At 72.1% G+C, this 14,413-nt stretch carries 16 protein-coding genes; 6 read left to right on the top strand and 10 right to left on the bottom strand.

Translation table 11 applies throughout. The features are described 5' to 3' along the window. Nucleotides 1-120 precede the first annotated feature (120 nt). Nucleotides 121-1,524 carry an FAD-dependent monooxygenase gene (locus CP970_RS28530; RefSeq protein WP_079043917.1) on the bottom strand — a complete coding sequence of 468 codons (1,404 nt, stop codon included), beginning with the start codon at nucleotides 1,522-1,524 and terminating at the stop codon, nucleotides 121-123. 147 nt (nucleotides 1,525-1,671) lie between these two features. Between CP970_RS28530 and CP970_RS28525 the strand changes: the two genes are divergently transcribed. After that, the gene (locus CP970_RS28525) at nucleotides 1,672-2,238 is read left to right on the top strand and encodes a TetR/AcrR family transcriptional regulator (RefSeq protein WP_055554217.1); all 567 of its coding nucleotides are present in this window, start codon (nucleotides 1,672-1,674) and stop codon (nucleotides 2,236-2,238) included. A 118-nt stretch (nucleotides 2,239-2,356) separates the two neighbouring features. Here the strand turns inward: CP970_RS28525 and CP970_RS28520 are convergent, their stop codons facing one another. The 3 genes from CP970_RS28520 to CP970_RS28510 are packed head-to-tail and all read right to left on the bottom strand — an operon-like array spanning nucleotide 2,357 to nucleotide 5,036. Then, on the bottom strand, nucleotides 2,357-2,596 hold the full coding sequence (locus CP970_RS28520; protein WP_055554219.1) for a hypothetical protein: 240 nt from the start codon (nucleotides 2,594-2,596) through the stop codon (nucleotides 2,357-2,359). Nucleotides 2,597-2,616: 20 nt separating this feature from the next. Further along, nucleotides 2,617-4,800: a 4-alpha-glucanotransferase gene (gene malQ / locus CP970_RS28515; protein WP_055554221.1), complete on the bottom strand. Its 2,184-nt coding sequence runs from the start codon at nucleotides 4,798-4,800 to the stop codon at nucleotides 2,617-2,619. Then, entirely contained in the window at nucleotides 4,800-5,036 is a 237-nt protein-coding gene (locus tag CP970_RS28510) for a hypothetical protein (protein ID WP_055554223.1), read from the bottom strand. The genes malQ and CP970_RS28510 overlap by 1 nt, the downstream gene beginning before the upstream one ends. Nucleotides 5,037-5,355: 319 nt before the next feature. Here CP970_RS28510 and CP970_RS28505 point away from each other — a divergent pair, with 319 nt between their 5' ends. Continuing rightward, nucleotides 5,356-8,316, top strand: coding sequence for a beta-N-acetylglucosaminidase domain-containing protein (locus CP970_RS28505; protein WP_224058764.1), 2,961 nt, complete (start codon nucleotides 5,356-5,358; stop codon nucleotides 8,314-8,316). A 107-nt stretch (nucleotides 8,317-8,423) separates the two neighbouring features. Here CP970_RS28505 and CP970_RS28500 read toward each other — a convergent pair whose 3' ends face one another. After that, a complete protein-coding gene (locus CP970_RS28500; protein WP_055555610.1) occupies nucleotides 8,424-8,960 on the bottom strand; it encodes an HNH endonuclease in 537 nt (178 codons plus the stop codon). Between the two features lie 282 nt (nucleotides 8,961-9,242). Between CP970_RS28500 and CP970_RS28495 the strand changes: the two genes are divergently transcribed. Next, on the top strand, nucleotides 9,243-10,319 hold the full coding sequence (locus CP970_RS28495) for a mechanosensitive ion channel family protein (protein WP_055555608.1): 1,077 nt from the start codon (nucleotides 9,243-9,245) through the stop codon (nucleotides 10,317-10,319). An 85-nt stretch (nucleotides 10,320-10,404) separates the two neighbouring features. Here the strand turns inward: CP970_RS28495 and CP970_RS28490 are convergent, their stop codons facing one another. The 4 genes from CP970_RS28490 to CP970_RS45825 are packed head-to-tail and all read right to left on the bottom strand — an operon-like array spanning nucleotide 10,405 to nucleotide 11,539. Beyond that, nucleotides 10,405-10,656 carry a hypothetical protein gene (locus tag CP970_RS28490; RefSeq protein WP_150494090.1) on the bottom strand — a complete coding sequence of 84 codons (252 nt, stop codon included), beginning with the start codon at nucleotides 10,654-10,656 and terminating at the stop codon, nucleotides 10,405-10,407. Next, nucleotides 10,649-11,002 carry a hypothetical protein gene (locus CP970_RS28485; RefSeq protein WP_055555604.1) on the bottom strand — a complete coding sequence of 118 codons (354 nt, stop codon included), beginning with the start codon at nucleotides 11,000-11,002 and terminating at the stop codon, nucleotides 10,649-10,651. Before CP970_RS28485 ends, CP970_RS28490 begins: the two co-directional genes overlap by 8 nt. Nucleotides 11,003-11,052: 50 nt before the next feature. Continuing rightward, the gene (locus tag CP970_RS45830; protein ID WP_063806250.1) at nucleotides 11,053-11,358 is read right to left on the bottom strand and encodes an ATP-binding protein; all 306 of its coding nucleotides are present in this window, start codon (nucleotides 11,356-11,358) and stop codon (nucleotides 11,053-11,055) included. 25 nt (nucleotides 11,359-11,383) lie between these two features. Further along, the gene (locus CP970_RS45825; protein ID WP_317987169.1) at nucleotides 11,384-11,539 is read right to left on the bottom strand and encodes a hypothetical protein; all 156 of its coding nucleotides are present in this window, start codon (nucleotides 11,537-11,539) and stop codon (nucleotides 11,384-11,386) included. A gap of 164 nt (nucleotides 11,540-11,703) precedes the next feature. Between CP970_RS45825 and CP970_RS28475 the strand changes: the two genes are divergently transcribed. The 3 genes from CP970_RS28475 (at nucleotide 11,704) to CP970_RS28465 (ending at nucleotide 13,189) form a co-directional block, all read left to right on the top strand. Beyond that, nucleotides 11,704-12,585, top strand: coding sequence for a helix-turn-helix domain-containing protein (locus CP970_RS28475; protein WP_055555614.1), 882 nt, complete (start codon nucleotides 11,704-11,706; stop codon nucleotides 12,583-12,585). A 3-nt stretch (nucleotides 12,586-12,588) separates the two neighbouring features. Beyond that, nucleotides 12,589-12,768 carry a DUF397 domain-containing protein gene (locus tag CP970_RS28470; RefSeq protein ID WP_055555602.1) on the top strand — a complete coding sequence of 60 codons (180 nt, stop codon included), beginning with the start codon at nucleotides 12,589-12,591 and terminating at the stop codon, nucleotides 12,766-12,768. A 172-nt stretch (nucleotides 12,769-12,940) separates the two neighbouring features. Continuing rightward, a complete protein-coding gene (locus CP970_RS28465) occupies nucleotides 12,941-13,189 on the top strand; it encodes a hypothetical protein (protein WP_055555600.1) in 249 nt (82 codons plus the stop codon). 78 nt (nucleotides 13,190-13,267) lie between these two features. Here CP970_RS28465 and CP970_RS28460 read toward each other — a convergent pair whose 3' ends face one another. Continuing rightward, nucleotides 13,268-13,693, bottom strand: coding sequence for a nuclear transport factor 2 family protein (locus CP970_RS28460; RefSeq protein ID WP_055555598.1), 426 nt, complete (start codon nucleotides 13,691-13,693; stop codon nucleotides 13,268-13,270). Nucleotides 13,694-14,413 lie beyond the last annotated feature (720 nt).

The following is a 14,413-nucleotide window of genomic DNA, read 5'->3' as shown; positions in this document are numbered from 1 at the left end:
CGAAACTTTACGAGGTTAACTTGAAGCAGTACTGAACGTTCAGCCCTTCGTTCCGATCCCCCACTTCCCCAGCGCCGCCGCCACCGCCCCCGCGTCCGCGTCCTCCGCCGCCCAGGCCACTTACCCGTCGGGGCGGACGAGGACCGTGGTGCGGCGCCCGGCCGTCGTCCAGTGCGCCGCCACCGCCCGGCCCGCTCCCCCGTGGTCCACGCCCTCCGGCGCGATGAGCACGAACCGACCCTCGCGCAGGACTTCGTGGAGGCGGCCCTCCTTGAGCTCGACGTCCGGCACCCGGCGCCCGGTCAGCCGGTGGGCGCCCCTCGGCGCCCGGTAGGCGACGCCGATGCCGGTGATCTGGCCGACGGCCCGCGCGCGCACCGGGCGCAGGTGCCCGACAGCGGTGGCGACCGCGGCGCGGGCGGCCAGCGTCCAGGGGCGCTTGGCCATCGCGAGCCTGACGAGTCCGCCGCTGGTGCGCAGGACCGTCTTGCCCACCGGGTGCCGCTCGCTCTGGTAGCTGTCCAACAGCCCTTGCGAAGCACGCCCGTTGACGGCGGCGATCAGTTTCCAGCTGAGGTTCGCGGCGTCCTGGAGGCCGGTGTTCATGCCCTGGCCGCCCGCCGGTGAGTGGACGTGCGCGGCGTCCCCGGCGAGGAAGACCCGGCCCACGCGGTAGGCGGGCGCCTGCCGTTCGTCGCTGTGGAAGCGGGACATCCAGCGGGCGTCGTGCATCCCGAAGTCCTCGCCGAGCGCCGCCCGGACGATCTCCTTGACCTCGGCGAGGTCGAGCGGCTCGCTGTCGGGGACGTCGCGGGCGCGGTTCCAGCCGATGACGCGGTGGTAGCCGTCGGCGAAGGGCGCGATGAAGGCGAAGGCGTCACCGACGCCGTTGACGGCGAGCAGCGTCTCCGGCGGCCGGGCCAGCTTGACGTCGGCGAGGACGAGGGAGCGGATGACGGACCTGCCGGGGAAGGGCAGCCCGACCGCCTCGCGCACACCGCTGCGCAGGCCGTCGGCGCCGACCGCGTAGGCCGCGCCGAGGGTGCTCGACTCGCCTCCCGGGCCCCGGACTTCGAGCGTCACCCCGTCGGCGTCCTGGCTGAGGCCGACGACCTCCGTCTCGTACGCGAACCGGACCCCGGCGTCGACCGCGCGCCGCTCCAGGACCCGTTCGACCTCGTACTGCGGCAGGACGAGGACGCACCGGAAGCGGGACGGCAGGTTCGTGAGGTCGAGGGAGAGGCGGTCGAAGAGGCGGAGCCTGTCGAGGGGTTCCCCCTTGGCCACCAGCTCGTCGGCGATGCCTCGGGCGTCGAACTGCTCCAGGGTGCGGGCGTGCACCACCAGCGCGCGGGAGAGGTCGCTGATGCCCCGCGGGCGCTTCTCCACGAGGGTGACGGGGACGCCCGCGACGGCGAGGTCGCCCGCGAGGAGGAGTCCGGTGGGGCCCGCGCCCACGACGACTACGCCGCGGCCGGTGACGCGATCGGTGGTGCCCATGGTTCCGGTGGTGGTGCCGTTCATGGCTGCCTCCTGAGGCCCTGGTTACCCGCTGACCTGGTGACCCGCTGGCCTGATGCCCCGATGCCAACAACTGTTGGTCAACGCTTGTTGACCAACGTAGAACCGCCGCTATGGACTGTCAACAGCTGTTGGCCTACGTTTGTTGGCATGACTGAAACGGGCGCACGCCGCTCCGACGCCACCCGGGCCGCCATCCTCACCGCGGCCCGCGAGCGGTTCGCCACCGACGGCTACGAACGGGCGACGATCCGCGCCATCGCCAAGGACGCCAGGATCGACCCGTCCATGGTGATGCGCTACTACGGCAACAAGGAGGGCCTCTTCGCCGCGGCCACCTCGGCGGATCTGCTGCTGCCCGACTTCACGCGGGTGCCGCGCGAGGACGTCGGCCGGGTGCTCGTCTCCCACTTCCTCGACCTGTGGGAGGGCGGCGGGACGCTCACCGCGCTGCTCCGCGTGGGCATCACCAACCCGGCGGGCGCCGAGCGCATGCGGGACATCTTCACGCGACAGCTGCTGCCGGTGGCGCGCGCGGTCTGCCCCGACCCGGCGCAGGCCCCGACGCGGGCCGCGCTCTGCGCGGCGCAGGTGCTCGGGCTCGCGCTGACCCGGTACGTCCTGCGGTTCGCCCCTTCGGCCGCGCTGAGCCGGGAGGAGATCACCGACTGGCTCGCGCCGACGGTCCAGCGCTATCTGACGGCCGAGCGGGCCTAGGGCCTGTCCGGCGGGTGGGCGCAAGCACGTCGAGGGCGCGCTTCACCAGAAGTTCCTGGTGAAGCGCGCCCTCGACGGAGCGTACGAAAGGGTGGCGTGAGCCCCCGGATCGGTCCTGTCAGCCCTGCTTCTGCTGCTTGCGGGACTTGTCGCCGACCATCACGAGGCCCGCGATCACCAGGAACAGCACGATGGGCGCCACGACATAGAGGCCGAGCGTGTCGATGACACTCAGGCCCGGACCCGGGTCGTCGCCGTCGTCGCGCACGAGCGCGCTCGCGGGGGACGACATCAGCAGCATCATCAGCGTCGTGCCGGAGGCCAGGGCGCCGGCGCGCAGAGCGTTCTTCTTGTCCACGGTGCAAACGTAGCGAACTCCTAAACCGGGTGCGCGCCCGGGGGTGCCGTACGGGTCGTCTCGGCACTTCCGACGGCCGTCACCGCGCCCGGCCTGAAGACCGTCATGAACGCGTGCAGGCGCGGCGAGGCGGCGAGTTCCTCCAGGGTGAGGGGGCGTCCGGCGGCGTCGGCGATCGGCAGGCGCCAGTTCGGATACTGGTCCCGGGTGCCCGGCAGGTTCTGCGGGCGGCGGTCGCCGACCGTGTCCGGCAGCCAGATGCCGACCATCCTGGCGGGGGTGGCGAGCAGGAAGCGGTGCACGGCGCGGATCTCGTCCTCCTCGCAGCCCATGCCGCCCGGCAGCATGCCGAGCCTGCCGAGCAGGGCGAGCCATTCGTGCACGTCCGCCGCCGCCTCGGCCCGCTCCACCGCGAGATCGCGGGTCAACAGGCCCAGGTCGTACCGGAGTCGGACGTGCTCACCGCTGAGCCGCGCGGCCGTCGGGGGCAGGTCGTGGGTGGTGGCCGTGGCCACGCAGTCCGCGCGCCAGGCGTCGGCGGGCAGCGGGCGGCCCGTGCCCTCGGCCCCGTCCGCGCCTGCCCAGTCCCGTTCGAACCAGAGCACCGAGGTGCCGAGCACGCCGTGCTCGCGCAGGGTCTCGCGCACGCCCGGCTCGACAGTGCCGAGGTCCTCGCCGATGACGAGGGCGTCCGCGCGGTGCGCCTCCAGGGCGAGGACGGCGAGCATCGCCTCGGCGTCGTAGTGCACGTAGGTGCCCTCGGTGGGGTCGCGGCCCTCGGGGATCCACCAGAGCCGGAACAGGCCCATGACGTGGTCGACGCGGAGCGCGCCCGCGTGCCGCAGCAGGCCGCGCAGGAGCGCGCGGAACGGCGCGTAGCCGGACTCGGCGAGGCGGTCGGGGCGCCAGGGCGGCAGGCCCCAGTCCTGCCCGCGCGCGTTGAAGGCGTCCGGCGGGGCGCCGACGCTCATGCCCGGGGCGAAGTGCCGCTGCTGCGCCCAGGCGTCGGCGCCGCCCGGGTGCACGCCGACCGCGAGGTCGTGCACCAGGCCGATGGCCATGCCCGCCTCGCGCGCGGTGCGCTGGGCGGTGGCCAGCTGGGCGTCGGTGAGCCAGGCGAGGCGGCTGTGGAAGTCGACGCGGTCCATCAACTCGCGGCGCGCGCGGGCGGTTTCGGGCGAGGCGGGGTCGCGCAGCGCGGCGGGCCAGGAGTGCCAGTCGGGGCCGTACGCCTCGGCGAGCGCGTACCAGGTGGCGTGGTCCTCCAGGGCGGTGCCCTGCTCGGCGAGGAACGCGCTGTAGGCGGCGCGGCGGCCTGGCCCGAGGGGGACGTCGTGGAGCAGTTCGAGGGCTTCGCGCTTGAGGGCCCAGACCGCGTCCCGGTCGATCAGCTCGCCCTCGCGCAGCACGGACGCGCGTAATCGCCCGGCCGCGCCGCGCAGCTCCTCGGCGCGCTCGCGGGCGGCTCCCCGCAGCCTGACGTACTCGGGGACGTCCTCGACGCGGAGGTGGACGGGGTCGGGGAAGCGGCGCGAGGAGGGCCGGTACGGAGAAGGGTCGCCGCCGGGACCGCCCGGCGGGCTCGGCACGGCCGCGTGCAGCGGGTTGACCTGGACGAAGCCCGCGTCCAGGGAGTACCCCGACCAGGCGGCGAACTCGGTCAGGTCACCGAGGTCGCCCATGCCCCAGGAGTGCCGGGACAACAGCGAGTACAACTGCACCAGGAACCCGTGCGTACGTCCTGGCGGCGCCTTGATCCGGCGGGGCGCGGCGACGAGGTGCGCCTGCGCGGTCCGCCCGTCGGGACCGAGGGCGACGAGCCGGTGCACGCCCGGCGGTAACCGCAGCGCCCCTGGCGGTGACGCGACGGTCGCATCAGACCCCGGCGGCGTCTCCCAGGTGGCCGTCCCGCCGTTCTCCAGCTCCACCCGCACTCGCGTCCCCGGCGCCAGCCGCGCGAAGGCCGGGGCCTCGGGCACCGGGGCGTCGGTCCAGACCACCACCGTCGGCGGGAGGAGGCTCCCGGACAGGTGGGCCTCGCGCGCGGCGAGGGCCGCGCGGGTCGCCTCCGGAGTGCTCGCGTCCACGCCCAGGGCGGCGAGCGCCGCGATCACCGCGGCTTCGGAGGCCGGGACGGTGCGCCCCGGGGACGGGGAGTAGGAGGTGGCGACACCATGGGCGGCGGCCAGCCGGGAAAGGGTCATCAGACCCCCATGTAGTCCAGGCCCGAAGCCATGCCGGTGGCGGTCGGCTCGCTGGTCAGCGGCGCCGCGTCGGCGAGGGGCGGCTCGCTGGTCAGCGGCGCGGCGTCGGCGAGCGGGGGCTCGCTGGTGAGCGGCGGCTCCAGGCAGCCGCAGGAGCAGGAGCCGTCGAGGCCCGAGTCCGGACCGGAGACCTGTTTGGAGAGGGCGGAGAGCAGAAGGTTCGCAGAAGCGGCCACGTGGAGCTCCTTGTCAGGGGGCAGGTCACGGCAGCCCTACCCAGTGCGCAAGGCCGCAGACGTATACGGTGGCCCAACGTGACGGTGGTCACATTTGGTTCCCGGTACGGGAGTTGTTCCCACACACCCACTTCCCTCCCGGAAGATCGGCCGCCCAAGCCCCCGCACCCCGGGAAGATGTCCACTCCCCCGAAATCCCCCGGCCGCCCCCTGCCGACCCCGTTGACACCCCGACTGCCACAGTGGTGGGCTCATCACCACACGTGCACACACGCACACGCGGCGTCAGGAACCCCTGGCACGACGAGAGGGGCGGGCCGTGCAGTTGCGGCAGTCGCGGCAGTTCCGGCGCGGGAAAGGCGCGGCCGCCGTCGCCGTCGCCGTCATCGCGGGCGCGCTCGGCGGCGCCCCCGGCGCCCTCGCGGCCCCGCCCGCCCCCGGCACGCCCGCCACCTCCCCGGACGACGACCGCGCGAACGACGGGCTTGTGCCGGTCTGGCCGCGCCCGCAGTCGACGATCGCCGCGGGCACCGCCGTCACGATCGGCGACGACGTCACCGTCATCGCGGACGCGGACACGGACCCGTACGCCCTGGACGCCCTGCGCACCCTCCTGCGCGACGCGGGCGCCCGCCGGATCACGGAGGTCCGCGACGGCGCCCCGCCGCCCGCGGGCCGCTCCCTCGTCGTCCACGCGGACGGCGCGGGCGCCGACCGGGCGCTGCGTTCCCTAGGCGCACGCGCGCGTGGGGACCTGCCCGCGGGCGGATACCGGCTGGCCGTCGGGCAGGTCGCGGGGCGGGACACCGTCGCTCTGGCGGGCGTCGGCGCGGACGGGCTGTTCCACGCCGTACAGACCCTGCGGCAGCTGGCGGGGACGGGGACGGGCGGTCCGAAGACCCGCACCATCCCCGGCGTGCGGATCCGCGACTGGCCGGGCACGGCCGTGCGCGGCCTGACCGAGGGCTTCTACGGCACCCCCTGGACCCGCGAACAGCGCCTGGAACAGGTCGACTTCATGGGGCGCACGAAGCAGAACCGCTATCTGTACGCCCCCGGCGACGACCTCTACCGCCAGGCCCGCTGGCGCGAGCCCTACCCCGCGGACCAGCGCGCCGACTTCCGCGCCCTGGCCGCGCGCGCGAAGGCCAACCACGTCACGCTGGCCTGGGCGGTCGCCCCCGGCCAGGCGATGTGCATGTCGTCGGAGAAGGACGTCAGGGACCTCAACCGCAAGATCGACGCGATGTGGGCGCTCGGCGTGCGCGCCTTCCAGCTGCAGTTCCAGGACGTCAGCTACAGCGAGTGGCACTGCGGGCAGGACGCGGAGACGTTCGGTTCGGGGCCGAGGGCCGCCGCGCGGGCGCAGGCCGAGGTGGCGAACGCGGTCGCGGCCCACCTCGCCGAGCGCCACCCGGACGCGGGGCCGCTCTCCCTGATGCCGACCGAGTACTTCCAGGACGGCTCGACCGAGTACCGCGCGGCGCTCTCGACCGGCCTCGACCGCCGCGTCGAGGTGGCCTGGACGGGCGTGGGCGTGGTCCCCAGGACCATCACCGGGCGGGACCTCACGGGCGCCCGCGCGGCGTTCGGACCGCATCCGCTGGTCACGATGGACAACTACCCCGTCAACGACTTCGCGCAGGACCGCGTCTTCCTCGGCCCCTACACCGGCCGCGAGCCCGCCGTGGCCGCAGGTTCGGCCGCGCTCCTCGGCAACGCCATGGAGCAGCCGTCCGCCTCCCGCATCCCCCTCTTCACCGCCGCCGACTACGCCTGGAACCCGCGCGCCTACCGCCCCCACGAGTCCTGGCTGGCCGCGATCGACGACCTGGCGGGCCCCGGCGCGCCCGCCAGGGGCGCGCTGCGGGCCCTGGCGGGCAATGACGCGTCCTCGGTGCTCGGCGCCGACGAATCGGCGTACCTGCGCCCTCTCATGAGCGATTTCTGGCGGGCCCGCGGCACGCCGTCCCTCACCACGCCGGACCGCGCCCGCACCGATGAGTCGGCGCGGCGGCTGCGCGCGGCCTTCGGCGTCATGCGCCGGGCCCCCGAGCGGCTCGCCGACAGCGCCCTCGGCGACGAAGTGCGGCCCTGGATCGAGCAGTTGGCGCGGTACGGCGCGGCGGGCGAGACCGCCGTGGACATGCTGCGCGCGCAGTCCGACGGCGACGGCGCGGCCGCCTGGCGGGCCGCGCGCACCCTGTCCTGGCTCCGCGAGGAGCTGCGGGCGAGCCCCGCCACCGTCGGCAAGGGCGTGCTCGACCCGTTCCTGGCCCGGGCCCGGGCGTCGTACGACAAGTGGGCGGGCCTCGACGCCGAGCAGGCGTCGGACCACGCGACGGCGAAGCTGCCGCGCACCCGCACCCTCTCCGCCGTCACGGCCCTCACCGACCCCGGCACCCGGGGCGAGCTCCAGGCGCACGTGCCGGGCGAGGGCTGGCGGAGCATCGGCGCCCTGTCCAGGAGCGGCTTCACCGAGGTCGCCCTCGCGGACGTGCGCGCCGACGCGGTCCGCGCCCGCCCCACCACGGGCACCGTCCGCCACCTCGTGCCCTGGTACGCCGACTCCCCCGCGGCCCGGCTGACGCTGGCCCGCACCGAGGCCGACGCGGAGATCGGCGGCGCGCCGCGGCGGGTCACGGCGAAGCTCCTTTCGCTGCGCCCCGGCGACGTACGCGGCGAGCTCACGGCGAAGGCGCCGGGAGGCATCGAGGTGCGCGCGCCGGGGGCGTCGACGCTGCCGCGCGGCACGGAGGTCCACGTGCCGCTCGACATCACCGTCCCGGCGGGCACGCGCGCGGGGACGTACGACATCCCGGTGCGCTTCGGCGACGAGAGCCGCACGGTGCTGTCGGTCCGGGCCTATCCGCGCACGGCGGGGCCCGATCTGGCGCGCGGCGCGAAGGCCACCTCGTCGGGGGACGAGACGGCGGACTTCCCGGCCTCCGCCGCCACCGACGGCGATCCGAAGACCCGCTGGTCGTCCCCCGCGAAGGACGGCGCGTGGTGGCAGGTCGACCTCGGCCGCCCGGTCCGCGTCGGGCAGGTGGTGCTGCGCTGGCAGGAGGCGTACGCGGCGGGCTATCGCGTGCAGACGTCGGCCGACGGCAGGACCTGGCGGACGGCCGCGACGGTGCGGGACGGCAGGGGCGGCCGTGAGGCGGTCCGCATGGACGCGCGTGGCGCCCGCTACCTCCGGGTGCAGGGCGACGAGCGGGCTACGCGTTTCGGCTACTCGCTCTGGTCCGTGGAGGCGTACGCGGTCGCGGAAGACTGACGACCGCGCACTCCCGCACGCCTCGCAGAGCCGCACGCCCCCACGTGCAACCGTGCGCCCGCTGCGTCGCTCACTCCTCTCAGAACGACAAAGGCCCGGATCGAGTTCTAGGCAGAAATGCCATCGATCCGGGCCATCGCGTCCTCCGCGCCGAACGGCTGCAAATACGGCAGCCAGCGCGGATCCCTATGTCCGGTCCCGATGATGCGCCACGCGAGGCCCGAGGGCGGCGCGGGCTTGTGCCGCAGCCGCCAGCCCAGCTCCAACAGGTGCCGGTCGGCCTTGACGTGGTTGCAGCGGCGGCAGGAAGCCACCACGTTGTCCCAGGCGTGCTGGCCGCCCCGGCTCTTCGGAATGACGTGGTCGACGCTGGTTGCGACGCCACCGCAGTACATGCACCGACCGCCGTCGCGGGCGAACAGTGCCCGCCTGGTCAGAGGAACGGGCCCCCGGTAGGGGACCCGCACGAACCGCTTGAGGCGGACCACGCTGGGTGCGGGGACGGTGCGCGTTGCGCTGTGCATGAAGGCGCCGGATTCCTCGAGGCAGAGAGCCTTGTTCTCCAGGACGAGGACGAGCGCGCGGCGGAGCGGTACGACGCCGAGTGGCTCGTACGACGCGTTGAGGACCAAGACATGCGGCACGGCGGATGCCTCCTTGTACGCCGGCGGCGCGTGGCTCGCGCCGGGACGATCTGTTGCCAGTCTCCCCTCATGCCTGGTCGTGGCGCCACCATGTGCCGGTAACGGCCTTGAAGTGTTTTCGACCACAGCGGCGACGGGCGGCAGGACGTCACCCGGTTCTTCCCCAGGTGAGCACCGTCTCTCCCTCGAACATCACAACGATCCACACACAATGCCCCGTTAGTGTGGTGCTTCTGCCCGGGGCATCTTCTGGGCAGGCCGCGATACCTGGAGGTACCAGCCGTGCTCTTGTCCGTCCTGTCGGCTGCCGGAACGGACCCGGACGACAAGTCGACGTCGAAGCCGCCCACGTTCGAGGACGCCCAGGAAAGCGCCACGAACGCGGCCAGCTGGGTGGAGCAGAACTGGTCCACCTGGCTCGGCATCGGCCTGCGCATCGTGCTGATCGTCGCGATAGCGATCGTCCTGCGCGTCATCGTCCGCCGCGCCATCACCAAGCTGATAGACCGCATGAACCGCACGGCGCAGGCCGTGGACGGCACCGCGCTCGGCGGCCTCCTGGTCAACGTGGAGCGCCGCCGCCAGCGCTCCCACGCCATCGGTTCGGTCCTGCGTTCGGTGGCGTCCTTCCTGATCCTGGGCACCGCCGCGCTGATGATCCTCGGCACGTTCGAGATCAACCTGGCGCCGCTGCTCGCCTCCGCCGGTGTGGCGGGCGTCGCGATCGGCTTCGGCGCGCGCAACCTCGTCACGGACTTCCTCTCCGGCGTCTTCATGATCCTCGAGGACCAGTACGGCGTGGGCGACTCCATCGACGCGGGTGTGGCGTCCGGCGAGGTCATAGAGGTCGGCCTGCGCGTCACGAAGCTGCGCGGCGACAACGGCGAGATCTGGTACGTCCGCAACGGCGAGGTCAAGCGCATCGGCAACCTCTCCCAGGGCTGGTCCACGGCGGGCGTCGACGTCACGGTCCGCCCCGACGAGGACCTGGACAAGGTCAAGGAGACCCTCACGTCGGTCGGCGAGACCATGGCCAAGGACGAGCCGTGGAACGAGCGCCTGTGGGGCCCGATCGAGATCCTCGGCCTGGACAGCGTCCTGCTGGACTCCATGGTCGTACGCGTCTCCGCCAAGACGATGCCGGGCAAGTCCCTGGGCGTCGAACGCGAACTGCGCTGGCGCATCAAGCACGCCTTCGACGAGGCGGGCATCCGCATCGTAGGCGGCCTCCCGCTCCCCACGGAGGAGGCGCCGACCGACCCCACGGCAGGCATGTCGGCCCCCTCCGCGTACGCCTCGGCGACGTCTCCCCAGTCCCTGGCATCGGCGCCGATACCGCCGCCGAACCTGGCGAAGTAACAAGGGGGCCTCTCCCCTCTACGTGAAGGGGGCGCCCGGAGAAATCCTCCGGGCGCCCCCTTCACGTATGTCTGTCATCGCCCTGTCATCCGAACCAGCTCACCTGAACCACCACGATCCGCTCTCCCCGTACATCGGTCAGGTAGTTGAGCATGAGCTTGCCTCGCGCTTCGGTACGCAGGCCCGGGCCGGGCCCGGTGTACGCGGCCCCCTCCAGGAAGACCATGGATTCGCGGATGGCGATCTCGTTGGCCAGCCGCTCGGCCTCACCGCGTGCGATGTCCGGCAGCCCGTCCATCAGGTCGTCCTGGTAGTACTCCCAACTCCATTCAGCCACCCTCGACCTCGCGATGTGCGGCGCGCACGATGTCACCGGCTTCGCGTACCGCCCGGTCGCGCTCTGCTGAGTCGGGGCTGCTCAGTGCCCGCTCGGCGGCGTGCAGGCGCCTGGCCGTATCGGGGTACCGCTCGATCTCGACCACGACAGCCCACTGCCGATAGAACATCCGGATGGGTACGACACTGTCCTCGTCCCCAGCGCGTACGAACGCCTTCTGAAGGTCTTCGAAGAACTCAGGGAGCCGGGCAGGAGCAACTGTCGCGACGGCCTGTCGTAGGGCGGGCAGTGTCAGCTCGGGCGCGGGGATGATCGGGCTGTCCCCGTCCACATGCGGCATGGTCATCGGTGACCGTCCCTTCTGCTCTTCCAGCACCGGTGCGGCACATGGCCACGCTAGCGCCATTCCAGTCGCCCCTTCGTGTCCATCGCCAGATGGCACACCACGCCACGCGCCGCACGGCGGGCCGGGACGCGCCACTCCGCGCACACCGTTTTCCCAACGTCGCACAGCTCGCACCACCACCGGTCGGCCAGCGCCCCCACCAGCAGCAGCCCGCGCCCGAACTGATCCCCGCCCTCCGCCGCACGCGGCTCCGGCAGACGCTCGCCGCGCGGGTCGGTGACCTCGACGCGGAGGGCGTCGGCGGTGAGGGCGATCCGTACGCGGATCAGGCGCTCGCGGAGGAGGGCGTTGGTCATCAGCTCGGATACGACGAGGGCGGCGTCACCGGCGAGGGCGGGGTGCCCCCCACTCCGTGACGAGGCGGGCGGCCCTGCGGCGGGCGAGGCCGACGCTGCGGGCCTGCGGGGTGTAGTCGAGACGGTCCTCCCGGAGTACGGCTGGTTGGGGCACCGGGTCCGAGCGGGCTGGTTCGGCCATGGTGACGCGCACCTCCTTGTGCGGCAAGTCGCTCCGCTGGGTTAGCGGTTGAGCGCTGAACGTAGCCGCCGTGAAACTCCGAGAGCAATCAACTTCAGGAAGTTCTTCCTGAAAGAGTGAAACTCGTCGTCGTATCGAAGGCAGTGGGACACACTGTGACCGTGATGCGATCAACTCGGCCCCGACAGGGACAGGTCTCAACTGTCCTGGCCCGCAGGCTCGGTGGAGAACTGCTTCGACTGCGCGATGCCGCAGGAAAGACCCAGCAGCAGGCCGCTGAGTCCATCAACGCGACCGGCACGAAGATCGTGAAGATGGAGCGAGGCTGGGTACCAATGCGGGACCCGGACATCCGCGTGCTGTGCGAGTTCTACGGGTTGGAGGAACCCAAGTCCGTAGCCCGACTCCTGGAATTGGCGAAGCTCGATCGAGAGCGCCGGAAGGCGAAGGGCTGGTGGCGAACCATCTCGCCAGACACCGACGTCATGGCGGAATACATCGCGATGGAAGACGTCGCCAGCCGCGTCCGCAGCTGGCAGTCATCGTTGGTTCCCGGCCTGCTCCAGATCCCCGAGTACACCCGCGCGCTCTGCGTCAGCGAGGGCTCCTGGGTCGATCCAGACGACATCGAACGCCGGGCCGTCGTCAAACAGAGGCGCCAGGAACGGCTGTTGGGCGAGAGACCTCTCCAGTTGTACGCGGTCATCTGGGAGGCCGCCCTGCGCCAACAGGTCGGCGGGCCCACTGTCATGCAAGCCCAGTTGGAACGCCTTCTGGAACTCGTTGAACTGCCGAACGTACGCCTGCAAGTGCTCCCGTTCCGTGCTGGCGCGCACCCATGCATCGCGGGGCCGTTCAGCATCATCTCCTTCGCGGAGGACGAGGCCCTCGATGTAGTCCAGAGCGACACCATCACGGGGATGGCCTGGGTGGAGGACGAGGTGGAAAGCAACACATTCAGCGTCCTGTTCGACCGGACATCCCGGCTTAGCCTGGCCCCACGCGACTCCATCACGCTTATCGACAGCATCCGTAAAGGAATGTGAACCGTGACCGATTTCGACTTCGCCAAGTCCAGCTACAGCACAGACACACACGAATGCGTCGAAGTCGCCTGCAACGTCCCCGGAACTGTCGCCGTCCGCGATTCCAAGGACCCTGCCCCCGACGCCCCGATACTCCGCCTGGCCCCGGCGGCCTGGACCCGCTTCACGGGGTCACTGCGCTGAAGGCCGGTTCGGGCGGCGCCGGGCGCACGCCAGGACAGCGCCACGCGGCCGCAGAGTTGCCCCCGGGTCCCTGGAGGGACGCGGACCCCACACCCCAGGATGACTCCCGTGGCTCAGCCACACCTCTGAGTATGACCAGCTCAGAACATGCAGGACAAGCAGGGAGAAAACCATGAAGTCGTGGCGTACTCGTATCGGTGTCAGTCTCGCTGTCGGCGCGGCGGCAATCGCCATTCCACTGACCAGCACCACCGCCTTCGCCGCCGACCCGCCCGGCGCGGGCTGGGTCCCCATCGGCGCCGAGGCCTACCCCTCGAAGGCGGCGTGCGAGGCGTCGGAGCTTCCGTTGGCTCACGACGCCGGGTACAACGAGGTGTGGTGCGACGACAGCAAGCACATCATGCCCATTTTTTACCGCTGACGACTGACGTCGCACTGAGAAGAACCACAAACCACTGCCCCTGGCGCATCGCGCCGGGGGCAGCAGGCGTCGGACGGCCTACCGCGGAGCCTCGCCGAAGACCATGCGGTGCGCGCGGGCCGTGTCCATGTACTCGCGGACCCGGTGGATGAGCCCGTCCCGGAGCTCGAACACGAAGCAGTAGTCGTTGGCGTAGTGGTTGCCGTTGGCCAAGGTCGCCGTCATGGTCTCTTCCACGATGACCCGATTGCCGTCGGCGTAGAACCCGTGAAAGGTGACGGTGACGTCGCGTACGAAGAGGCGGGGAAAGTCACTGGCGAGGAACTGCACGATCGCCTTCCTGCCGACCAGATGGCTAGGGCCCTCCAGCGCGACGGCAGTGGCGTTCCCCGGGGGCGCCAGCCACTCGGCGTCCTCGGTGAAGACGGCGGAGATCCGCTCGCCGTCGTGACTGGCGAACGCCTTCCACGCGTTCTCGACGATGGTGCGGCTCTGCTCTGACATGCCCGCGACGCTAGGCCGCTGACGCGGGAGGAGCTGGCGGGTTCCCGACGTCATCCGCGAGGTCCCGGGACTGGTGCCGGTTCGTGGTGGGCGTCGGATGGCGGTCGCCCCGCGGGGGGTTGGGGCGTTGCATCACCCGACTGACCACCTGACCACCTGACCACCCGGCGACCTGGCGGCCGCCCGGCGGGGCTGGGCCAACATCGCGGATGCGCTGTCGACGGGGGTGCCGCCCACCCCACACGACCGCGTCACGTGCCCGCGACGATCCGCCCCGCACTCGGCAACGAAGGGCGACGCCCCGAACGACGAGGCCGGGCAACGGACCGATCCCTGCCCGAGACAGCCACGCACGACGAACCGGCCCGCACCCGGCAAAGCGACATCCCCGCGAGGAAGCAGCCCGCCCACCATCACGATGGCGCCGCCCCGCACCCGACAATGCGAGGGGATGCCCCCAGCAACGAACCCGAACCGGCGGGCCAAGCCCACGCCCGCAGCAGCGCCACACGGTGGACCGGCCCGCACCCGGCAACGCAACGCAATGCCCCACACAGCAAAGCCGAACCCGTGGACCAAGCCCACGCCCGTGCCAACGACCCACGGTGGACCGGCCCGCACACGGCGACACAACGCAATGCCCCACACAGCAAAGCCGAACCCGTGGACCAAGCCCACGCCCGTGCCAACGACCCACGATGAACCGGCCCGCACACGGCA

Source organism: Streptomyces kanamyceticus, from assembly GCF_008704495.1.
In the GTDB taxonomy this organism is placed as follows: Bacteria; Actinomycetota; Actinomycetes; order Streptomycetales; family Streptomycetaceae; genus Streptomyces; species Streptomyces kanamyceticus.
The sequence above is the reverse complement of the archived record's forward strand: the minus strand, read 5'-3'. Positions and strand labels throughout refer to the sequence as shown.

Coding starts and splice junctions, on each gene's coding strand:
- CP970_RS28530 (WP_079043917.1), bottom strand. CDS start 1,524: ATGAACGGCACCACCACCGGAACCATGGGCACCACCGATCGCGTCACC.
- CP970_RS28525 (WP_055554217.1), top strand. CDS start 1,672: ATGACTGAAACGGGCGCACGCCGCTCCGACGCCACCCGGGCCGCCATC.
- malQ (WP_055554221.1), bottom strand. CDS start 4,800: ATGACCCTTTCCCGGCTGGCCGCCGCCCATGGTGTCGCCACCTCCTAC.
- CP970_RS28485 (WP_055555604.1), bottom strand. CDS start 11,002: ATGACCATGCCGCATGTGGACGGGGACAGCCCGATCATCCCCGCGCCC.
- CP970_RS45830 (WP_063806250.1), bottom strand. CDS start 11,358: ATGACCAACGCCCTCCTCCGCGAGCGCCTGATCCGCGTACGGATCGCC.
- CP970_RS45825 (WP_317987169.1), bottom strand. CDS start 11,539: ATGGCCGAACCAGCCCGCTCGGACCCGGTGCCCCAACCAGCCGTACTC.
- CP970_RS28475 (WP_055555614.1), top strand. CDS start 11,704: ATGCGATCAACTCGGCCCCGACAGGGACAGGTCTCAACTGTCCTGGCC.
- CP970_RS28465 (WP_055555600.1), top strand. CDS start 12,941: ATGAAGTCGTGGCGTACTCGTATCGGTGTCAGTCTCGCTGTCGGCGCG.
- CP970_RS28460 (WP_055555598.1), bottom strand. CDS start 13,693: ATGTCAGAGCAGAGCCGCACCATCGTCGAGAACGCGTGGAAGGCGTTC.